This is a genomic window from Tumebacillus algifaecis (assembly GCF_002243515.1).
Taxonomy (GTDB): domain Bacteria; phylum Bacillota; class Bacilli; order Tumebacillales; family Tumebacillaceae; genus Tumebacillus_A; species Tumebacillus_A algifaecis.
The window spans coordinates 1,630,410-1,651,502 of record NZ_CP022657.1 but is presented as its reverse complement, the minus strand read 5'-3'; the positions used below and the strand labels follow the sequence as shown (position 1 = coordinate 1,651,502).

Genomic DNA, 21,093 nt, shown 5'->3' with positions numbered 1-21,093 from the left:
AACTTGGACGGGCTCTTGTTCTGCTTACACCTACTACCGATCAATGATTCCCAGTTAGGCTGCGAATGTCGAGCAACTCTTGCAGAGCAGCTTCATCTATCCCTTGTTCCTTGGCCACTTCGCGAACCGTCCGCCCGGTGCGGTACGCCGTCTTCGCGATCTCGGCTGCACGGTCATAGCCGACGAGCGGATTGAGCGAGGTCGCTAAGGCGGTGCTCATTTCGGCAAAGTGTTGGCAGCGCTCGGCGTCCGCTTCGAGACCGCGGACACACTTCTCGTTGAAGGCGCTGATCCCGTTCGCCAAGATGTGGATCGCTTGGAGCAGGTTGTAGGCCAGCACTGGCATCATGACGTTCAACTCCAATTGGGACTGTCCACCAGCCGATGCGATACAGGCGTCAAAGCCGATCACCTGATGGCAGATCATGTTCATCATCTCCGCCATCACCGGATTGACTTTCCCTGGCATGATCGAAGAGCCAGGCTGGACCGCAGGTAGCTTGAGCTCTGCAAATCCGGTGCGCGGGCCAGATGCGAGCAGGCGCAGATCGTTGGAAATTTTGTTGATCGTGATGGCAAGTGCACGCAGCGCACCGCTCACTCCCACTGCCGCTTCCGGGTTCTGGACGAAGGTAAAAAAGTTTTGTGGCGGTACGAAGCCGACTCCGGTGTACTCCCCGATCATGCGGATCGCCGTCTCCGAATATTCGGGATGCGCATTGATCCCCGTGCCCACTGCATTGCCGCCCAAGCCGATTTCCAACAACGATCGAGCCGTTTTTTCCAGCAGCAGGCGACGGTTTTCAACCGCCTGTGCGTAGCCTCCGAACTCTTGACCCAAGCGAATCGGCACCGCGTCCTGAAGATGGGTGCGGCCCGATTTGACAATCGGATCGAACTCTGCCGCTTTCGTCCGCAGTGTGTCTTCGAAGCGCTTCAGCACAGGCAACAGATCGTGATAGATGCCTTCAAACGCCGCGATGTTCAAGGCGACGTGGATCGTGTCGTTGGTGGACTGCGCCATGTTGACATGGTCGTTCGGATGAACGCGGGACGTGTCACCGCGTTCGCCGCCGAGCAGTTCGGAAGCGCGGGAGGCGATCACTTCGTTGGCGTTCATGTTTTGTGATGTTCCCGCCCCAGCCTGATATACATCGACGACAAATTGATGGTCAAAATCGCCGTTGATCACTTCCTGCGCGGCGGAGATGATCGCGCCAGCTACTTCGCCATCAAGTGCGCCAACAGCGTGGTTCGCACGAGCCGCGCAGAGTTTGATGATCCCTTGAGCGCGGATGAAACGACGCGGCAGGCGCAGTCCGGAGATCGGGAAATTGTGCTTGGCACGCTCCGTCTGCGGGCCATAATAAGCATCGACTGGAACTTTGACCTCGCCGAGTGAATCGCGGGACACACGAAACTGCTCGTTCATTCCCCTACCCCCTCTTGCTGCAAGATCAGGTCGGCCGCCTCGACCAACGTTTTGACGCTGAAGTCAGCTTGGGCAAAAGGCTCACCAAGAAAAATGGTGCTCACTCCTGCTTTCTGTCCTGCAAAAACGTCCGTGTCGCGGTCACCGACCATGTAGCTTTTTTTCAGGTCGATGTCATATTTTTCAGCGAGGTCGATGATCATTTTCGGCTCCGGTTTGCGGCAGAGGCAGTTTGCTTTCGGCTTGTGCGGGCAGTAGGCGATCTCGTCAAGGATCGCTCCGTCCGCTTTCAGTTCGCGCTCCATCTTGTCGTGCACAGCGCGCAAGTTTTCTTCTTTCATGAAACCAAGCCCGACTCCCCTTGGTTGGTGACGACAAACACTTTATAGCCCGCATCGTTCAGCTTTTTGATCGCTTTGCCGACGTCAGGAAATAAGATCAGATCGTCAGGCGTGTTCACATAGGTCACGTGGTCGTTGATCACGCCATCGCGATCGAGAAATACGGCTTTGTCTGCCATTGCGAATGTACCCCCTTCCTCCTATAGGTTTCCCCCTTCAGAGATGCGTAGTCCCTCGTTTGCTTGGGCAGGCTAACGCTGACAGAATCAGTCAAAGGAGGGAATGCTGACAGATGGCACTCAAGTCGAAACAACTGCTTAGCGCTGCGCTCGCTTTGACCGTAATCTTCACCCCTCTGACCGCAGCTGCCACGCAACCGAAGCTGAGCGAGGCCGAGCATCGCCAAATTCAGGAGTTGACCAAGCAAAGCGGCGGCACGATTCAAGTGCAGTGGAATCCATCACTCGGTACGCCAAGCATCATCTCTGGCCAGCTCTCTAAGCCGCTCAAGGGCGAGCCACTAGAGCAAGCGTTGAAATTTATGGACTCTGTGAAGGCGCTTTATCATTTCGACTCGGCCAAAAAGACATTTCGGTTGAAAACCGTTCATACCGATGAGATGGGCATCCGACATGTTCGCCTCACCCACATCTGCAACAACATCCCAGTATGGGGCGATGAGTTGATCGTGCACATCGATAAGAGTGGAGTGGTGCGCTCGGTCAACGGTGAGTTCACGCCCGATCTCGCCAAGCATACGGAGCGAATTCGAAAGCCGACGCTCGATTCGGACGCGGCGATCAAAAAGGCGATCGAAGAGGTGAAACCGAAACAGACGGATGGCAAACCGATGGCACAGTTGTTTTACTTTCCCTATCCAGAGCCCGATGTAGTGACACTGGTCTATGTCGTGACTATCCGTGACATGAGCGTGCCAGCAGAGTGGAAAGTGTTTGTCGATGGGGTGAGTGGTGATGTCGTACATAAGTACAACAATCTCAAATTCAAAAAGCAGTGATGGCTGGCATCCACGATCCATTCGGAAGTGCGGCATCTTTTTGATCTGTGCCAAGATTGTGTAGCTGCTAACAAGTCAGATGAAAAGAGACCCGCCAATCATCGAGGGGGTCTCTTTGCGGTGCTGTTTTTTTGTCTTCGTTTCTGGGTAGGTGACCGTTGCCCTGCCGCTGTAGACGGTAGCCGAGGCTTCAGACAAGCCGTGGTGCAGTTTAGCGGCCAGATTCCGCAGTTCTAGGCCGTTTACGTGCGTTCGATCATGAGCGCGAGGCCCATGCCCCCGCCAATGCACAAGGTGGCAATGCCGCGGGTGAGACCGCGGTGGTGCAGTTCGTGAGCAAGAGTCGTAACGATGCGCGCGCCCGTTGCCCCGACAGGATGACCGAGCGAGATGCCCGAACCGTTGACGTTCACCTTCGAACGATCGAGATCGAGCAGTTTTTCGACGGCGATATATTGGGCGGCGAACGCTTCGTTGATCTCCCAGAGATCGATGTCCGCGGCGGTGAGACTCGTCTGTCCGAGCAACTTTTGCACCGCAGGCACCGGGCCATAGCCCATCAACTCTGGTTCAACACCTGCGACTGCACCGGCGACGATTTTCGCAAGCGGTGTGACGCCAAGCTCATGCACTTTCTCTTCGGACATCAGGACGACCGCACAAGCCCCGTCGTTGAGGCCCGATGAGTTGCCTGCGGTGACCGTTCCACCATCCGCTTGAAAGGAAGGGCGCAGTTTGGCCAGTTTGTCTGCCGATATGTCAGCACGCGGGTGTTCGTCGCGGGTGACTTCGATCGTCTTGCCGCGCCCAGCTTGCACGGTAATCGGCACGACCTCTTTTTCAAAGCGACCCGCTTCGAGAGCGGCGAGCGCCTTTTGGTGTGATTCGAGCGCGAGCAGGTCCTGCTCTTCGCGGGAGATATTGTATTTTTCAGCGAGGTTCTCCGCCGTGTGCCCCATCATGTCGCCAGTGAGCGGGTCGGTCAGCACTTCCCAGACTGTGTCAAAAAGGGTGCTGTGCTGGAGACGCTGGCCCCATCTGTTTTGCTTGAGCACATGCGGCGATGAGGACATCACCTCGACACCACCCGCGAGGACGATGTCGGCGTAACCTGTTTGAATCTGTTGCATCCCAGACAGGATCGCCTGCATGCCAGAACCGCACTGGCGCTGGATCGTGTAGCCCGGCACCGTATTGGGGAAGCCCGCTTTCAATGCGGCGGTGCGGGCGGTGTTCGGCTCGTCGGTGCGCTGGATGCAGTGGCCGAGGATGACTTCCTCGACCTGCGACTTTTCGATGCCTGCACGCTCAACCGCTCGGCTCAGCACTTGGGAAGCCAGGTCGGACGGCAACATTTCCTTGAACGAGCCGCCAAACGATGTGATCGCGGAACGGACTGCCGAGACAAGATAGACGTTTTTCATGAGCAGCTCTCTCCTTTTATGTCCTGATATGAAAATCGCTCCCTCGGGGGAGTCGTTGGAACCTGTTGTTTAACGTGCGAAATCTGTTTTCAATACTTTCATCATAAGCTTTTAGACTGGTTAGTTCAATAATTTTTGCAGGAACACGCGATCATAGTTGAGTCCAAATCTGGTGACCGATTCTCGTTTGAACATTTGAAAGCCGAGTCGTTCATAAAACGCTACCAAGGTGGTGAGCAGGCTTGACGTGAACAGGGTCAGGCTCGGGCTGCCTTCCGACCGAGCGATCTGCTCCGCTTGGCCGATCAAAGCGGCGCCGAGGCTTCGTCCTTGGTGATCGGGATGCACGCCCAACAGGCGGAGCATCAGGGCTGGCTCTGTTTGTTCAAGCAGCACAGCGGCGATGCACCGATCGTTTTCATAAGCGATAAGCCAGCGGTGGCCAGCTTTCAGCTCTTTCTCGATCATCGAGCAGCCCCAGAATGATTCATCGCGTTCGTAGGCATCGCTGTAGACTCCGAGGTTGATGTAGACTTTACGCCACGCTTCTTTAATCAGAGTAGAAAGTTCGGTGAGGGCGGTTTGGGTGAGTTGGTCGAGAGCGGTGATCAGTCGGTATTGCATCGCGTGTACCTCCTTGTACTAGGTGCGGACAGAAGCGCGGACAGAAACAATGTGAAAGGGCCCGAACGATGTCGAGCCCTTGCAGGTTCCTACCGTTTGTTATTTATTTCTTGTCAGGGCCAGACAATTCGCGGCTGAGCGAGTCGGCACGCGGAAGTTGGTCTTGCACCGAGCGATCTCCGTAACGCTCCTGCATATAATAGTCGGTCAACTCCTGCATTGAGGACTGTAAGTCGGGCTGTTGGCTCGAGATTTTTTGAATGTATTCGAGCGCAGTCTCACCTTTGTTCCGCTTGTGCCCAGTCTGTTTCATCGCGTGCAGGAAACGGCGATAGATCTTGCGCATCTCCGTCAGCCTACCGGATGCGGGTGCAGCCTGCACGTTACCTTTTTGCGGCTTGTCGCTGTGGATAAATTCGCGCATCTCGACGATGCCGATCGCCGCCTGCAACTGCTGTGCCCGCTTCATCCGCCGGAAGAAATACAGAATCAGGATCGCCAGCCCAATCGCCGCCAGCACGAACAGGGTCGTTTCGTTGAAGGGGTTCCACGCGTCGCTATCAAAGTAAAAATCCTCGTCTGGCGGTACGCCAATGCCTTCTATGAGATCGTCGATCACTTTCTGGCCGTCGGGATTTTTATGACCGCTCAGCCAGTTGGCCAAGTATTCGACGATATGGCCAACCGCATAAAAGATCGGTCCTAACACAGTCATGGCGATGCCGACGAACCATCTGAAAACGGGAACGCCGATCGTGTTCAGTACCCACGCGGCGATCAGGATGACACCGACAAAGAGGGCGGGCAGATTGTTTTGCAGGGTTTCCAGCCGCGTCGTGTTTCCTTTGACGCCACGTTGCAGGCGAGAGGCCATCGAAAGCGCCGTCATTCGCAGGAACAGGAAGATGACAAAAAAGGGCACCATTTTCGTCTGCCAAGTGGAGTCATCTTGGAAAAAGATCGTGAAGACGATAAAGGCGAAGATCAACTGGAGATCGAGCTTGTATTGGTCGAGCAGGGACTGCCGGATGTAGCGCATGTCGTCGATCGTTTGGCTCATCCGCAGGAGCATGAACGCGCCCAGGCCGCCAAAGATCAGCAACGGGAAGAGCAGCTGGGCGGAGTCGATCCAGGCCATCCCAGCCACACCAAGCCCCATCGTCACCATGCCTGCAATCAGAAAGGTCCGACGCTCCGTGAGGTTGTTGCGACGATAGACGAGCATAGCGACGAGAATCAGCGCGACCGCCGTCCCGGCAAAGGCTGGAATGTAGCGCGTACCGTGTTCGAGCAGACCACTCAAGATGGTGAACATCGTCGTCACGGCAAACGCTTGGCTGGCCAGACCGAACAAGATCACCTTGCGAATCGCTTTGTTCATGCTGGCACCTCCTCGCTTCCGCCTTGCCCTTCCAGTTGCTCCACTTCGGCGTTTTCAACATGCAGGGGCACGACCGGGATCGATGGCGACAGGCCGGGCAGTTGATCGGCGATGTGATCACTCGCGATCAGCAGCAGTTGATGGCCCTCCGAGCGCAACATCTCGACCTCCCTCGCGATGCGGTCATCCCAGTACGGGGTGATCACAACCAGCGTCGAGCGATTGTGCAAGCGCCCGCGCAAGTTGCGCAAGATGTCTTCAAAAGGCGAATTCGGTTTGTATGACAAGTCGCCCAGTGCGGCCAACACCGCATCCATCTGTCCGGGGAGGCTTTGCAACGGAATATGCAAGGAGCCTGCTCCCGACCAAGAAGCGTTGGTATAGAGGCCGAAAGGAAACGCCTGCTCTTCCGCACGCTGGAAAAGTTTCGCGGCAATGCGGCACTGTTGCTCGACCACCTCTTTGATCGTGCCCCACCAATAGGTAGCGAAAAACTGCACGTTCATCACGACGTAAAAATCGGTCTCTGACGTGGTGTCGAATTGCTTGACCATCAACTCCCCCGTCCGCGCGGTCGCGCGCCAATGGATCGCTTTGTACGGGTCGCCCTGCATATAGGAGCGGATGCCGATCAGCCGCGAACTGTCCTCTTGGTACCAGCGCACGACCGATTTTTCCCCGACCAACTCCTGCAAGCGCAGATCGATGTCAAATTCTTCAGCGACGCGAGGGCGGACCTGGATGCGGCCAAACAGATGAAGTTGTTCGAACATCCCTTTCAAGCCGATGCCATCACCATATTGAATTTCCGCGTTGACCAAGCGGTGCGTGCCGCGTTTGACGCGTACTTTGTGCATCCGTTGCACCCGCTGTCTCGGCAGGAGAAACGTGCGATAGGCGATCTCTTCTTTTTCCTCTGCCCCTTCGATGACCCGCAAGGAAGAGGGCAGTCCCATCAGCAGTTCGAGCCAAGGGATCGGTAGCCAAGACTCATTTTCCAGCACCGTCCAGACTTCGACCTCTTCTCCGTCATAGATGATCTCTTCGTCAATTCGGATCGTGAGCTTGATCTTGCCTGCCGTGTAGCGCTCCCACAGTTTGGAGTAGCCGTAGATGACAGCGACCAGTGCCACGACCCAAAGCAGGGCGCTCATCTTGCCGCAGCCTGTGCCGCATCATCTTCGACCGGCACCGAGGCGTCGTTCAAAATTTCCTCCAGCACATCGTGGGCAGTCTTTTGCTTCATCCGCATCGACGAATCCAAGACGAGGCGATGGGCGAGGACTTTTGGTGCAAGGTATTTAATATCATCGGGCAATACGTAGTCGCGGCCGCGAATCACAGCGAGCGCTTGCGCAGCTGCCCCAAGTGCGATCAGACCGCGCGGCGAAACGCCTAAGGCGACGCCTTCCCAGTTGCGCGTTTTGCGAATCAGCTGAATCAGATAGTCTTCCACCTCTTGATTCATGTGGACGAGGCGCACTTCGTCTTGCACTTCGATCACATCTTCTGGCGTCACCACCGCTTCCATCGCGGTGCGGGACGCTTCTTGACGGGACAGGCGGAAGATGGTGCGCTCTTCTTCGTGCGTCGGGTAGCCAAGCGAAATGCGCATCAGGAAGCGGTCAAGCTGTGCTTCCGGCAGTGGGAACGTGCCATGCGATTCGATCGGATTTTGCGTGGCGATCACAAAAAATGGGCGGTCCAGTCTGCGCGATACACCGTCCGACGTGATCTGGCCTTCTGCCATCGCTTCCAGCAAGGCCGACTGGGTGCGCGGGATCGCGCGATTGATCTCATCGGCCAGCACCAACTGCGAGAACAACGGCCCTTCGCGGAACTCGAACTCGCCGCTCTTTTGGTTGAACACGGTCGTCCCAACCACATCGGACGGCAAGAGGTCTGGCGTGCACTGAATGCGGGTAAATTTCGATCCGATGCTGGCGGCCAACGCTTTCGCCAGCACCGTTTTCCCTACGCCCGGCACGTCTTCAAGCAGCATGTGGCCACCTGAGAAGAGACCTACGAGCAACAGGTCGAGCGTTTCTTCTTGTCCAACGATCACTTTGCCAACCTCGGCACGGATCTTCTGTGCAACTTCTGTACTTTTCTTTGTCATTTGACAGAACCCCCCAAAATGATTATTACTTTCCTGTTTGGATTATATAAAATTTATAGAATATTCTGCCACTGTTTTTCCAATTTGTTATCTACATGTTAAACTTTGTAATCAAATCGCAAAAAAAAGGGTGGCCGTTCAGCCACCCTATACTTCCACTTGCCAAGAAGTTAACGAAGACCGCTCATTTTTTCCAGTTGTACGAGGATCGCAGCGATGTCATCGTCGCCATGTCCGTTCGCTTTCGCTGCGATAAAGCTCTGGTGTGCTGCAGACGTTGCAGGCAGTGCCGCTTCCGCCTGCTTGGCCGCTTCGAGCGCTAAACCGAAGTCTTTCTCCATGTGCTTGAGCGCAAATGCTGCTGTGAAGTTCTCCTCCAAGATGCTCGGCGTTTTCATGGCGATGATCGGCGAGGCACAGGCGGTAACGCTGACCATCTCAAGCAAGGTGGCGCGGTCGAGCCCCGTTTTCGCACCAAGCACCAGCGCTTCGGAGAGCCCTTGCATCGTGATGCCAAGCAGCATGTTGATCACCAGTTTGGCGTTGGCCCCTTGCCCATTGTCGCCAAAGTAGAACGACTTTTTGCCGAGTACGTCAAAGATCGGCACGTGCTGCTCATACACATCTCGCTCTCCGCCGACAAGGATGACCAACGTGCCGTCGGTCGCTGGTTTGACCGAGCCAGAAACGGGAGCGTCGAGGAAATGGCCCCCTTTTTCACGCAGTTTGGCCGCCGCATCGCGGGACGTTTCCGGCGCGATGGTGCTCATGTCGATCACCGTCTGTCCGGCTCGCACGCCTGCCAACAGCCCGTCCTCGCCTTCAAATACCGCATGGAAGGCGGTAGAATCGGAGACCATCGTGATCACCACATCGACCTGTTCTGCCAATTCTTTGGGCGAGGCGGCTAGCTTGGCCCCTCGTTCGACAAACGGAGCTGCCGTCGCTTCGGTGCGATTGTAGACCGTGACCTCGTAGCCTGCCGCAAGCAGGTTGGTAACCATCGGTCGGCCCATGTTACCAAGGCCGATCCAGCCTAGTGTCGGTCGCATCAGTTACTGCCTCCCTCGCCTGGATACTTCGGGATGCTTACCATCGGCATCGGGTTGCGCTTATGAGCGCTGAGCTTGAACATGCGGTCGATCCTGCCGATCGTGGCCTGGTCTCCTTCTCCCGTGCAAAGATAGGTGTCGAGATCCTGATAGGACAATCCTAGCTCCTCTTCATCGGTGTGGCCTTCCCAAAGGTCGGCGCTCGGGGCTTTGGTCAACAACGGCTCTGGCATGCCGAGGTGTTTCGCGAGAATGTAAATTTCCGCTTTGACCAGGTCGCCGAGCACAGAGAAATCGCCAGCCGCATCGCCATATTTTGTCTCATAGCCGATTGCTGTTTCCGACCAGTTGCAGGTGTTTGCGACGCGGTACCCGAGCAACGCGGCCATCCAATACTCGGCGTTCTTCCGAAAACGCGGCTTGAGGTTGCCTTTGACAAGCGGGTTGTCTTGCCCAATGCGCGCTTCGCTTGGCAACGCTTCTGCGCTCGCGTTCATCACGTCGTGGAATTGGTTGACGATCACGCTGAAATCTACTTCGAGAAAACGACATCCGTATGTATCGGCGACCAGCTTCGCATCGCGGTGATGCACAGAGCTGGAATCCGCCCCCATCCACAATCCCACGACCTGTTCAGCGCCGAGCGCCCGTGTCGCAAGCGCTGCAGTCACCGCCGAGTCGATGCCGCCAGAGAGACCGAGCACGACACCTGAACCTCCCGTACCGATCACCTGATCGCGGATGAAAGCTTCTCGCTTCGCAATCTCTTCCTCAATTCTCGCTTCAAATCCACGCAAATGCTCTTCCATGCGCAAACTCATGTCCTATTCTGTCTCCTTTACGTGAAAGTATTGGCTTTATTGTAACACAGTGCATCAAAAAAGGCTGTCGCATTTCACGGTCGCCACAGGCCTGTCATCGCTACCTTTTCCCAGAAAATTGACTACAAAAAAAAAATCGCTGACCCTAGAAGGGTCAGCGATTTGTCGGTTATGGATTGATTAGTCTTCCCACTTGACGGATTCAGTCGGGCAACCGTCTTTAGCGTCGAGAGCGTCAGACAGGAACTCTTCCGGAACTTCAACGAAGCCGTCACGTCCGCCTTCGAGCTTTACGAATGCGTAGCCGTCATCATCAGACTCATATACATCCGGTGCAGTGCTGTAGCAAGCACCGCAAGCGATGCAGGTATCGAAATCAACAAAAGTTTTAGCCATGACATTACACACTCCTTTTTATCTTCTGTGGTCGATTATAAACCAAATTTGTACGTTGTGCAATGCGTACAAACACAGAAATCCCCTTTCCTATTGTGTCACAAATGGGGAGGAGTATAACCTACATAGTAGTAGGTCATGATATCTGCTATTTTCAGCAATTTTTGCCCGTATCGGAATGTGTTACTTGTAGTATAACACAAATCACAGAGATTGAGAATCATTTTCATCGAGAAATTCTTTACAGCTTGCGATTTGTCCACGAGTTCAAGCGATAAGTGCCGTCTTTTAGCACTTCCACTTCATAGGTGGAAGTGTGTGGACCATGCAGATTGTCGTCAGGATGCTCCTGTTCGATCAGCCATACCCATTTGCTCTTCTTGGTAAACGTGGCTTCCGCATCCGTGGAGAACCGGCCCATATGACCGCCGCGGGCGAGCAAGATGATCTGCGCTGTACCGCCAGTTATCCGCTCTTGATAGAATTCCTCGGTCAGCGTCTTCGCCAACGGCTGGGAGTAACCTTTTTTGCGGAGCGATTCGGTGACGTCTTGCAGTGAGCTGACCTGTTGCACCACCTGTTTATCGTTTACAGGCAAGCTGTACCCGCTCTGTGCGGTGGTCAAACGTTGCAGCTTCGCGCGAATTTCCGTTTTGATCTGCTCGTCTGTCTTCTCCGCTGTTGGTGTTGGGAGTTTCGTTCCGTCGCTTGGCTTGGGCGTGTCGCTTCCGGTACCGCCGTTGTTCGACTGCGGCGGCGCTGTCTGCCCGCTCGGCTTCTGTTGGTCCGCCTTTGGTGCGCACCCGACGAGCAGCATCGCCGTTATTGCCAGCATTAATACCGCTTTACGCATTGTCCAGCCCCCTCTTTTTGTACATACCTATGCAGGTGTGGCTGAAAAAGAATATTAGCCTGACAAAAAGAGATCGCTGCCACGCAGGCAGCGATCTCTTGATAAACGCGATCGGATTAGTGATGAGCTTGCAAACGTTTGATCGTCTGCCATTGTTCAAAATTGTGTTGCTTCCCTGTGGTCTGATCCTCGTTGGATGAGGTCTCTGACGCCAAGGCGGGAGTGGCGAGCGACAGGAGCAGGGCGATGGCTGTCAGTTGGAGCAGAAATTTTTTCATCGGTGGTTTCCTCCATAGCTTTCTGTCCACCTAGCATGCCCCAATCCTTTACAAAAAACACCAGAATCCTTGGCCATGACACTAGTCGATCGTCGTCACCCGCACTTGGTCGCCGAGGCGTATCTCTCCAGATGCATTCTTCAACACTTGGAAATCATAGTAGCTTTCCGTTACGACGACCACTCCGCTTGAATCTTGGCGCTCCAAAAACACGGAGACTTTCACCGTCTGATCGGTGCGTTCCATCAGGTAGATTTCACCAAATCCATGGATAGTCCCGCGCGCCTTCATCCCGGCAAAATATGCGATCACCTTCGATCCGAGCGGATCTTTGTCAAACGGGTTGATCATGCGAGAAATCTGTACAGGTTGCCAATAGCCTTGATTGGTCTTGCCCATCCGAATCTGGTAGGTCACATCGTCCTGTATCACCTTGATAAGCCTCGTGTCGTTGGACTGCGAAACGGTGGCCTTGTCAGAAAAGCCGAGATCTCGCAGGTGACGATAGACCACCTGATACGGGTCCTGCGCCCAATCATTGAGCTTGGGATCGGCATTGTAAGCGTTGGCGATCGAGCGGTTGAGAGCACTATCGGCTGCCAATAGGCCAGCAACAGGACGCAGAAACACGCGTGTCTGGTCGATCACCCTGCCGAATTCGTCGGTAAAGGTGATCGTCTTCTCGTCGCTATCTCCTTCTGTAATCCCAGCGATGCCCCAAACGCTGACATTGCTACCGTCATCATCACTCGACTTGTCATCTTGTGTGACGATGACCGTCACCTTGTCACCGTCCACTTTGACACCGGTCGGCTTGGCATCGACCGTCACGACGACAACACCGTTGCCTCTTGGGTTGGGGTTTGCCGTAACCGCATCGACCTTCTGCTGCTCGACGACGACACCCGTTTGATCCTGCACTTTGGCCAGATCGTAATTCGAGACGGCCACGACCTGCACGGTTGGCTTCTCCTTCACCTTTTCTTGCAAGATCAGCTGTGGTTCAGGATGTTTCACATCGGCTGGCCCGGTCGAAGCCGGGATGTCATCGATTGCCAACCTCTGAACGACCTGCTCGGGCTGTTGCTCTGGTGAGATACTTGGGCTTGGTGCGAGGAAACCGAACGCATCGGTAAGACCGATCGTGAGCACGAGCGCTGCCGCTGCAGTCAGACCCGGCCAGAACGCGGCAGGCAGACGGCGTTTTTTCTTCAGAACTTTTGGCAGCTCCGGTTCCATCAGCGTAACGAAGCTCTTATCGGGCATCACCTTGGGCAGTTTGCCAAAGGCGGCTGCGAGCTTTTTATAGTCATCCCATTCCCGGTGGCAATCGTCACATGATGCGATGTGCACCTGTAACAGCTGCCGTTCCTCGGTGGTCACATCCCCGTCTAGTTCGCGTTGAATCAGTTCGCGATACTCGTCATGTGTCATGCTTGATCACCTCCATAGAACAGCGATTTTAATTTCTCACGTCCACGGAACAGCCGAGTCTTCACTTGCGCATCGGTCAGTTCCAGCACTTCTCCGATCTCCTGATAGGACATCTCATGAATATGGCGAAGCACGATCACTTCGCGGTAGTTTGCGGGGAGCGCTGCGATCGCTGTGTGCAGCCGCTCTTCTGTCAGTTTCATCTCGACTTGCTGTTCGACCGACGACTCGCTTGATTGCAGTCCTTCGTCAAGTTCGACGACCGTCAGCCGCTTCTTGCGGAGCTGTTCGCGGAAGGTATTGACCACGACGCGGTGAATCCAGCCGCGAAGGGAGCCCTGCCCTTGGTACTGCCCAAGCGATCGGCAGACTTTCCAAAGGCTCTCTTGCGTGATGTCTTCTGCATCCGCCTTTTTGCCGGTCAGGTAGTACGCCGTTTGGTAAATAAACGGTTCGACCGTACGCAAAAATCGGGACAACGCATCCGGACTGCTCAGTGCGTCTGCCACGATCACCTTATCTTGCATACGTCCTTCCTCCTTATGTAATACGATGTTGAGATCGCCTTAAAAGTTTCATGGTAAGTAACAATTCCGCACAAAAATTCGTTCTCCTGCAACTAAAATCGAGGTGGCCACCGCAGCTCTCGGGTCATAAACAGGCTAGAGAATCGCAAAATAAGTCCTATACCCACAACAAAGCCGACTTCATAATAAATGGACTTTTCTGAAAATAATAGGTGTAACAATTTTCTTGAAAATAACAGCATGCCACCCCTGTTCGCAAACAGCTATGCTTTATCTGTTCGTGCAGACCGTACAGACTTCAGCTTCGGAGGAAGCAACGCTTAGCGGAATCAGCACTGCAACCGTCAGAACTACGGTACTTGCCCCAATCGCCATTTTCTATTTCAGAATCGTCCACCTTTTTAATTCATAAATAATAAATCACAAATACACGAATCATCGATGATGAAATTAAAACTACGCTGTAACATCACAAAACCCTCCGGAGTTGTACTCGGAGGGTTGAGCGTTAGTGCAGATGTTTTTCAGATTCGGCGAGCAACGCTTGAAGGCGACGGGTTTCAGCGTCCACCGGGTTGAAGTCGGCAGGACGGATCACTTCCCAACGCGGAAAAAGGTCGCGTCGCACCATCTGATTGTGGGTCAGATTGTTGTTCGGCTGCAAGTGAAAAAGCTGATGGAGGGCCACTGCGTCCAAGTTGCCGTTGCGGCCTTTCATTTGTGGCTGCTCGCTCATTCCTCACTCCACGCGACGAGGTCATCCGCCTCTTTGTCGCTCGCATCCTGATGATCAAAACCGCCGACTTTCATCAGCGAGACCAGCATCTCCGCCATGTCGTGCGTGGCCGAGTTCGGGTTGTCGGTCGGATGGTGGAGCGGTACTTGGATGCCACCTTTGATCACATACGTTTCCTGACCAATCTGGCCGATCGGCGTGAGCAAGGAGATCGTTGGGTTGCCTGCGATCGATATGACGCTTGCTACGATCTCTTCATCGGTGCGCTTGTTGAGGCTTGGCACATGAATCATGAAGGCGATATGCACTTCGTCGCCTGCCGCTTCGCAGTCGAGGTCACACCACGGGCTGTTCTCATCGAGCAGGTCGAGACGGGAACGGATGAAGGTGCTCAACTCGCCCGTCACCGAACCGAGCGGCATCTCCAATCGAGAGCGGACGATCGTGACAGGGGCAAGTTCGTCGAGAATATCAATCAAGCTCTTGATCCACGTTTCGTACATATGAGCAAGACCCCTCCCTTTCGGTCCAAGATGGGTACAGGGTAAGTATCTTTCCTGACCGCATCCTCTATGCAAGGAAAAGGACATGTCTTTCTGCTGGCTTTATTTTTTGTTGTGCACCAGTTTGAGATGAGCCTTGCGAAGTTTATGCTCGGTCAGTTTCGGGTGATTCAACAAATGATCCGCTCGTCCACGCATCATTTCCCTGGTCCCGTCCAACTGCTCGATGGCGGTCGTCAAATCCACAAATGAGCGAATGAACTTGCTTGTGTCAAGTTTCAGAATATCATTGTGCTGCTCGGTGATCTGATTGGATAGTTCACACAGCTGCGCAATTTTTCGTTCTAGACTTTGTGTCATCGCGGTACCTTCTCCCGTTATTCTTACCTATTACGGTACGACGAGATCACCGCTCGAATCAATCCTCGAATATTTCCTGCATTAGAAAAAGACGGCGCTACGAAGCGCCGCCTTGATCAGGTTGTGACATGTCGATCTGACCGTCTCTGGCGGCCATTTCGGCTTCTGCGAAGCGAATCATCTTGCGTACCATGCCCCCGCCGATCTTGCCGACTTCACGGGTGGTCATCTCACCCCAGCCTTTTTGCTGAATGTCATCGTCAAGTCCAAGCTCTTGAGCCACCTCGTATTTCAGGTGTTCAAGCGCCTCTTGCGCGCTAGGTTTCAGTACCGTTCGACGATTGCTCATCAGACCGTCACCTCCCTACTTCGTATCCTGTGCGGGAAGCCATGTTTTGATGCGTAAGATGTCACCGTCCAACACCGCTTCTACCGCTCCGTGCCGATCGGTACGCCAGATCGTGGCCTGTTTTTGGTGCAGTTGTTCCACGGTGGACAGAGCTGGATGACCGTAGCGGTTTTTGGCACCAACAGAGAGCAGCGCGTGGTCGAGCGTAAAAGGGAGCACTGTTTCGTTTTTGCTGCCATGATGAGCGACTTTGAGCACATCGACATGCGAAAGCGTGGTCGTGACTTGCTCAGCATCACCCGTGAAAAGGAAGGTGTGGTGCCCCGCGTGCAGGGAGAAGACGATCGAGCCTGCGTTCGTGTCTGTGAGGTCGCTGTGCTGGTTGGCCCGACTGGTCTTTGGTGGTGGATTCCAGAATACGATCTTCAGGTTGTCGTCCAGAGCAACCGTTTGTCCGGCACGAGGTTCAAGCAGGGGGATGTGTCGTCTGTGTATCTCTTGTAGGAGGCTTTGGAAAAAGGGGCTGGGGTCTGCTGCGTTGGCGACGAGGACTTGACCGATGGTGAAGTGTTCCATAACGGCAGTGGTGCCTCGGATGTGATCTTCGTCAGCGTGGGTGAGGACAAGCACATCGATGTGGTCGATGCCATACGAAGCTAGGGCAGGAACGACAATGCGTTTCCCTATATCGAAAGTGCTGTTTAGGAAGCCGGGGATGCCGCCACTGTCGATGAGCCAGACCTTCCCATTTGGAGTCTGAATCAAGGCCGAATCGCCCTGTCCAACATCGAGAAAGGTGATGCGCAGTGGCTGTTCCCACCTGATCAGGCCGACGAGTAGGAAACTTGCGAAGAACGTGAGCGCGATCTGCCGCCATTTGACCGGGCGAACCGAATACACCCACCACCAAGCGTAGTAGCCGAACAGCCACCAGATCGGCGGTGCCTGATAGTGACGGACAAGCCATCTCGCCTGTCCGGTGTATTGGAGCGGCAGGATTAACGCATCGAGCAACAACCTGGCCACACAGGCAGGCAAAGCGGCGGCACCAGCATGAATCAGACCGAGCAAAATCGTGCAGACAGAAAGCGGAACTAATAGGGTGAGCAGAGGGACGATCAGGAGATTGGCGAGCAGGGATAGCGGGGTGAAGGCGGGGTTCAAGGTGAGGACGATCGGGACGGACAACAGCTCTGCCGTCAAGGTGACAGCGAGCAAGGTCGCCAGTTTGTCCGGCATCATTTTGAACAAAAAACGCAACCGCTCTGGGAGCAACAAAAGGCCCATCGTGATCAGCATCGTCAGTTGAAAGCCAGGGTCATACAGGGTCAGCGGATTTAACAACAACGCGATCCAACCGGCCAACGCCCAAGAGGTCAACAGGTCTGACTCGCGGGAAACGATTCGCGAGATACACCACACGACCGCCATCGTGCAGGCACGCACGACAGAAGGGCCTCCGCCAGTGAGTCCGCCATAGAGCAACACGACGAAAATGCCGAGCAGGTAGCGTCTGCGTTCCGCGATTCGCAAGCGATTGAGCAACGCCAAAAAGGGTAGCAGGATCATCGCCACATTCGCGCCTGACACCGCCAGAATGTGCACGACGCCCATCACGCGAAACGACTCCATCGTCTCTTCTTCGATCTCTGCGGTGATGCCAAGCAAGAGTCCAGCGATCACAGCGCCTTGCTCGCCGGGAAACTGTTGATCTACCACCTCCAGCAATCGTTTTCGGATCGGAACGAACAACCGTCCATGCAGTCCACGATCATCTCGTCCGAGCTTGCGAACGCTCTTGGCGGTCAGTGCGTAGTGAATCCCCTGCCGCTCATAGAACGCTTTCGCATCGAACGCGCCTGGGTTGCGCGGCGGTGACGGTTTCTCCAGCACGGCCGACACTTCTAGCAAATCGCCGTAGTAGAACGCCTCCTCGCGGCTTTGCTTCACTTTGACCATCATGCTTTCTCCGCCAGTGCTGTCCAGTCGAAAGCGCCACGCGCCATTTTTCCAAACTGGCTCCGCAGTCACTTTCCCCTGCACGACAACTTCCTGCCCAGCGAATGCCTCCAGTGTCGGACGATATCCCCACTCGTAGCTCGTCGCATAGAAAAGTCCGGCAGCAAATGCCGCCACCAAGAGCGGCTTCCTGCACCATGCCGCTGCAATGAGCATCCAATACCACGGAAGGCGCGCCACCCCAATGCCCGCAGCAAAAAACAAGCCGAGCCACAACAGGGTCCTATACAATGGCAGGCGAGGGTTGCCATCATTGCCTGTAACGAATGTGCGCAGTCTGGCAAGCGTTTCATTTGGCCAGTGTCGGACGTTGGATACGTTGCCACCTCCATCTGGAACGTGTTTGCTCCGTCTGGTTAGCGTTCGATACCACAGCAGGAGCTTCCTGGAGCTGTCTGCCGTCAGACGCTGACAAGGCCTGTACAACTGTCGCCACATGGCGGTCACTCCACATAGACTTTGTCGCGCAGTTGGTCGAACAGTTTGACGCTGATACCTGAAATTTTCTTTAGATCTTCTGCTTGGAAAAAGCGGCCGTGGTTCTGGCGGTGATCGAGGATCGCTTGAGCGCGGACCGAGCCAATGCCTGGGAGGGTGACGAGCTGTTCGAGCGTGGCGGTGTTGAGGTTGATTTTTCCTGCGTGTGGCTGGCCTTGTGTGGGGGATGTCTGCGCCGTATCTTGCAAAGTAGGCTGTGGCGGCACCATCACTTGCCCCCCATCTGCGAGCGCTTGAGCCAGATTGATACCATCCAGATGTGCTTCGGCCTTCGAGCCGCCTGCCGCTTCGATCGCGTCGATCACCCGCGAGTCGGGTGGCAGTTGATAGACACCTGGACTGTTCACCTCCCCTTTCACATGCACTTTGATCTTCTCAGCAGCGACGCTTGGCTGTGCCGACGCCTGCTCAAGCACAATGCCGTCCGCCTGAAGTTTGGAACTGTCTCCATACAGATAGACACTTCCCGCCAGCAGAATGCCGATCAATAACACCAGCAAAAGCGTGCGTTCTTTCTTTTGGATCTGCAACTTAGCTCCTCCTTTCCACTGAGTTCAACGCATAGTTTCGCCTCACAAGAAATGTTTTCCTGCTAGCTGGCAAAGGTAGTCATCGTCTGACAAAATATGATCCGCATCCTCTGCCCCTTTCCCGCCAACCCTATAGGTACTCATTCTGCCTAAAGGGGGTCGTTTCGTCATGATGCTGGAAAAATTCATTCCAAGCCTTCATCTGCATACGATCTATGACATCGAGGTAGATAAACTGCGCGACAAAGGGATCAAAGGCATCATCACCAACCTCGACAACACGCTTGTTGAGCAAGATAGCCTGAATGCGACCGACAAGTTGATCGCTTGGCTTAGCAACATCCGCGAACACGGCATGAAAGTGGTGATCGTCTCGAACAACAAAGAACTGCGCGTCGCCTCGTTCGCTCGACCGCTGGGCATTCCGTTTGTTTACGCAGCCCGTAAACCGTGGGGACACCCCTTCGAGCGCGCGCTCAAACTTCTGCATACCACCTCCCGCGATACGGTGGTGATCGGTGACCAACTGCTGACCGATATTGTCGGTGGCAACCGATTTGGATTTTTCACGATCTGGGTCGATCCGATTTCGGAAACAGAAGGTTGGCCGACGAAGGTAAACCGCTTTTTTGAACGCAAGATCTACAACTACCTCAAGCAAAAAGGGTACATGCCGTGGGATGATCACTTGTAAGTCCTGACTGAATAGGGTACAATTGTACGTGCATTTTGATACAGAAAGAGAGGACTGCAAATGCTCACTTCAAGCATGGAGGATTATTTGGAAAAAATTTATGAGCTGATGAAAGAGAAAGGGTACGCCCGCGTCTCAGACATCGCCTCCTCGCTGTCTGTGCAGCCGTCCTCAGTCACGAAAATGATTCAGAAGCTCGACGAGAAAAAGCTCGTCACCTATGAAAAATATCGTGGCATCGTCCTCACCGCCCGCGGTGAGCAACTGGGCAAACTGATGAAACAGCGACATAAGAGGCTCGAAGAATTTTTGCGCATTTTGGGCGTTGCCGAGGAGACCATTCAAAACGATGTCGAAGGCATCGAGCATCATGTGTCCCCTTCGACGATGGATGCGTTGAACAGCCTCGTGCTCTTTTTCCACCAGAACCAGGAATGCCTCGACGAATATTATGACTTTCGCAACGAATTGGACGATCTGAAAGAGGTAAACGGTGATAAGAACTAACCCTGGCGCTGACCGGGGTTTTTTTTCGTCTGGACACACGCCTACACGTTTAGCATAATAAAATGGTTATCAGAAAGGAGTGAGCGGATGAACAGGAAAATCAGAGTAGGTGTCGTCTTTGGCGGACAGTCGGGCGAACACGAAGTATCCATCCAATCTGCTCGATCAGTCATCGAGAATCTGGACCAGACAAAATTTGAGATCCTCCCGATCGGCATCGACAAGCAAGGCACTTGGCACGTAGGTCTGGGCGCGTTCAATGCGCTTGGAACAGCGATCCCAACGCACTTGCTCACCGAAGGAGTCAAAGTGGAGCAGGCGGCCGAATTGCTACCCGTCGCCCAAGGCGCAGTCATGCCGATGCAGTCGGTCGGTGACATAGATGTGGTGCTTCCGATTTTGCACGGACCGTTTGGCGAAGACGGGACGGTACAAGGTTTGTTTGAACTGCTCAATCTGCCGTATGTCGGCGCTGGTGTGCTCGCTTCATCGGTGGGGATGGACAAGGCAATGATGAAAAAAGTGTTCGCAATAGAAGGGCTGAAACAGGCGCGCTATGAAGTGGTATTGCGCTCTGCCTTCGAACGCGAGCCCGGTGTCGTCGTGGAGCAGATCGAAGCGTCGCTTGGCTATCCGTGTTTCATCAAACCGGCCAACCTCGGTTCTTCGGTCGGTATCTCCAAGGCGAAGAACCGCGACGAGCTTTATGCATCGCTGCGGTTGGCTGCCAAATATGACCGTAAGTTGGTCATCGAAGAGGCGGTGGATGGCCGCGAGATCGAAGTGGCCGTGCTCGGCAATGAGGACCCAGCCGCTTCGGTGGCAGGTGAGATCGTCTCTTCGGGTGACGAATTTTACGATTACCAAGCGAAGTATGTGGATGGCGACTCGGTCATGATCATTCCGGCAGAACTGACGCCCGAGCAGTCGGAGGAAGTTCGCGCCCTCGCTATCAAGGCGTTTCAAGCGATCGACGGTTCGGGACTCTCCCGAGTTGACTTTTTCTTGTGCCGCAAGACGGGGCAGTTTTTGATCAATGAGATCAACACGTTCCCCGGCTTCACGATCTACTCGATGTACCCAAAACTTTGGGAAGTCACCGGATTGCAGTATAACCATCTGTTGGAAAAATTGATCACACTGGCGATCGACCGCCATGAAGATAAGAATCGTGAACGATAAGAAAGAAGCCGCCCC

Annotated in this window: 23 protein-coding genes and 1 pseudogene; 4 read left to right on the top strand and 20 right to left on the bottom strand. The window is 54.4% G+C overall.

Annotated elements, in window-relative coordinates:
• Positions 1 to 40: 40 nt before the first annotated feature.
• Positions 41 to 1,432, bottom strand: coding sequence for a class II fumarate hydratase (locus CIG75_RS07205; protein ID WP_094236034.1), 1,392 nt, complete (start codon positions 1,430 to 1,432; stop codon positions 41 to 43).
• Positions 1,429 to 1,952, bottom strand: a pseudogene (locus CIG75_RS07200) (D-glycero-alpha-D-manno-heptose-1,7-bisphosphate 7-phosphatase). Before CIG75_RS07200 ends, CIG75_RS07205 begins: the two are co-directional and overlap by 4 nt.
• Before the next feature lie 113 nt (positions 1,953 to 2,065).
• Here CIG75_RS07200 and CIG75_RS07195 point away from each other — a divergent pair.
• Complete coding sequence (locus CIG75_RS07195; RefSeq protein WP_094236033.1) at positions 2,066 to 2,791, top strand: hypothetical protein; 726 nt, start codon at positions 2,066 to 2,068, stop codon at positions 2,789 to 2,791.
• A 242-nt stretch (positions 2,792 to 3,033) separates the two neighbouring features.
• Here the strand turns inward: CIG75_RS07195 and CIG75_RS07190 are convergent, their stop codons facing one another.
• The 18 genes from CIG75_RS07190 to CIG75_RS07110 form a co-directional block, all read right to left on the bottom strand.
• Positions 3,034 to 4,215 carry a thiolase family protein gene (locus CIG75_RS07190; RefSeq protein ID WP_094236032.1) on the bottom strand — a complete coding sequence of 394 codons (1,182 nt, stop codon included), beginning with the start codon at positions 4,213 to 4,215 and terminating at the stop codon, positions 3,034 to 3,036.
• 120 nt (positions 4,216 to 4,335) lie between these two features.
• The gene (locus CIG75_RS07185; protein ID WP_094236031.1) at positions 4,336 to 4,839 is read right to left on the bottom strand and encodes a GNAT family N-acetyltransferase; all 504 of its coding nucleotides are present in this window, start codon (positions 4,837 to 4,839) and stop codon (positions 4,336 to 4,338) included.
• Positions 4,840 to 4,942: 103 nt separating this feature from the next.
• The gene (locus CIG75_RS07180) at positions 4,943 to 6,220 is read right to left on the bottom strand and encodes a DUF4129 domain-containing protein (RefSeq protein WP_094236030.1); all 1,278 of its coding nucleotides are present in this window, start codon (positions 6,218 to 6,220) and stop codon (positions 4,943 to 4,945) included.
• Entirely contained in the window at positions 6,217 to 7,374 is a 1,158-nt protein-coding gene (locus CIG75_RS07175) for a DUF58 domain-containing protein (protein ID WP_094236029.1), read from the bottom strand. The genes CIG75_RS07180 and CIG75_RS07175 overlap by 4 nt, the downstream gene beginning before the upstream one ends.
• The gene (locus tag CIG75_RS07170; RefSeq protein WP_094236028.1) at positions 7,371 to 8,339 is read right to left on the bottom strand and encodes an AAA family ATPase; all 969 of its coding nucleotides are present in this window, start codon (positions 8,337 to 8,339) and stop codon (positions 7,371 to 7,373) included. The genes CIG75_RS07175 and CIG75_RS07170 overlap by 4 nt, the downstream gene beginning before the upstream one ends.
• A 170-nt stretch (positions 8,340 to 8,509) precedes the next feature.
• A complete protein-coding gene (locus CIG75_RS07165) occupies positions 8,510 to 9,391 on the bottom strand; it encodes an NAD(P)-dependent oxidoreductase (protein WP_094236027.1) in 882 nt (293 codons plus the stop codon).
• Entirely contained in the window at positions 9,391 to 10,212 is an 822-nt protein-coding gene (gene nadE / locus CIG75_RS07160; protein WP_094236026.1) for an NAD(+) synthase, read from the bottom strand. The genes CIG75_RS07165 and nadE overlap by 1 nt, the downstream gene beginning before the upstream one ends.
• Before the next feature lie 180 nt (positions 10,213 to 10,392).
• The gene (locus CIG75_RS07155; protein ID WP_094236025.1) at positions 10,393 to 10,608 is read right to left on the bottom strand and encodes a ferredoxin; all 216 of its coding nucleotides are present in this window, start codon (positions 10,606 to 10,608) and stop codon (positions 10,393 to 10,395) included.
• A 241-nt stretch (positions 10,609 to 10,849) separates the two neighbouring features.
• The gene (locus CIG75_RS07150) at positions 10,850 to 11,461 is read right to left on the bottom strand and encodes a hypothetical protein (protein WP_094236024.1); all 612 of its coding nucleotides are present in this window, start codon (positions 11,459 to 11,461) and stop codon (positions 10,850 to 10,852) included.
• A gap of 116 nt (positions 11,462 to 11,577) precedes the next feature.
• The gene (locus tag CIG75_RS20640) at positions 11,578 to 11,739 is read right to left on the bottom strand and encodes a hypothetical protein (RefSeq protein ID WP_157729434.1); all 162 of its coding nucleotides are present in this window, start codon (positions 11,737 to 11,739) and stop codon (positions 11,578 to 11,580) included.
• A gap of 81 nt (positions 11,740 to 11,820) precedes the next feature.
• Entirely contained in the window at positions 11,821 to 13,173 is a 1,353-nt protein-coding gene (locus CIG75_RS07145) for an anti-sigma factor family protein (protein ID WP_094236023.1), read from the bottom strand.
• The gene (locus CIG75_RS07140; RefSeq protein WP_094236022.1) at positions 13,170 to 13,700 is read right to left on the bottom strand and encodes an RNA polymerase sigma factor; all 531 of its coding nucleotides are present in this window, start codon (positions 13,698 to 13,700) and stop codon (positions 13,170 to 13,172) included. The genes CIG75_RS07145 and CIG75_RS07140 overlap by 4 nt, the downstream gene beginning before the upstream one ends.
• A gap of 508 nt (positions 13,701 to 14,208) precedes the next feature.
• A complete protein-coding gene (locus CIG75_RS07135) occupies positions 14,209 to 14,436 on the bottom strand; it encodes a hypothetical protein (RefSeq protein ID WP_094236021.1) in 228 nt (75 codons plus the stop codon).
• Positions 14,433 to 14,939 carry a hypothetical protein gene (locus CIG75_RS07130; protein WP_094236020.1) on the bottom strand — a complete coding sequence of 169 codons (507 nt, stop codon included), beginning with the start codon at positions 14,937 to 14,939 and terminating at the stop codon, positions 14,433 to 14,435. Before CIG75_RS07130 ends, CIG75_RS07135 begins: the two co-directional genes overlap by 4 nt.
• A 102-nt stretch (positions 14,940 to 15,041) precedes the next feature.
• On the bottom strand, positions 15,042 to 15,299 hold the full coding sequence (locus CIG75_RS07125; protein WP_094236019.1) for a hypothetical protein: 258 nt from the start codon (positions 15,297 to 15,299) through the stop codon (positions 15,042 to 15,044).
• 97 nt (positions 15,300 to 15,396) lie between these two features.
• Positions 15,397 to 15,648, bottom strand: a complete 252-nt coding sequence (locus CIG75_RS07120; RefSeq protein WP_094236018.1) for an alpha/beta-type small acid-soluble spore protein — start codon at positions 15,646 to 15,648, stop codon at positions 15,397 to 15,399.
• A 15-nt stretch (positions 15,649 to 15,663) separates the two neighbouring features.
• A complete protein-coding gene (locus CIG75_RS07115; protein WP_094236017.1) occupies positions 15,664 to 18,105 on the bottom strand; it encodes a DNA internalization-related competence protein ComEC/Rec2 in 2,442 nt (813 codons plus the stop codon).
• Between the two features lie 5 nt (positions 18,106 to 18,110).
• The gene (locus CIG75_RS07110) at positions 18,111 to 18,695 is read right to left on the bottom strand and encodes a ComEA family DNA-binding protein (protein WP_094236016.1); all 585 of its coding nucleotides are present in this window, start codon (positions 18,693 to 18,695) and stop codon (positions 18,111 to 18,113) included.
• Between the two features lie 169 nt (positions 18,696 to 18,864).
• On the opposite strand from CIG75_RS07110, the gene CIG75_RS07105 reads away from it, so the two are divergent.
• The 3 genes from CIG75_RS07105 to CIG75_RS07095 all read left to right on the top strand — a co-directional run bounded on the left by CIG75_RS07105 (position 18,865) and on the right by CIG75_RS07095 (position 21,078).
• On the top strand, positions 18,865 to 19,389 hold the full coding sequence (locus tag CIG75_RS07105; RefSeq protein ID WP_322348604.1) for a YqeG family HAD IIIA-type phosphatase: 525 nt from the start codon (positions 18,865 to 18,867) through the stop codon (positions 19,387 to 19,389).
• Positions 19,390 to 19,449: 60 nt separating this feature from the next.
• Positions 19,450 to 19,896, top strand: a complete 447-nt coding sequence (gene mntR / locus CIG75_RS07100; RefSeq protein ID WP_172844429.1) for a transcriptional regulator MntR — start codon at positions 19,450 to 19,452, stop codon at positions 19,894 to 19,896.
• A gap of 87 nt (positions 19,897 to 19,983) precedes the next feature.
• Positions 19,984 to 21,078, top strand: coding sequence for a D-alanine--D-alanine ligase (locus CIG75_RS07095; RefSeq protein WP_094236015.1), 1,095 nt, complete (start codon positions 19,984 to 19,986; stop codon positions 21,076 to 21,078).
• Positions 21,079 to 21,093: the final 15 nt, after the last annotated feature.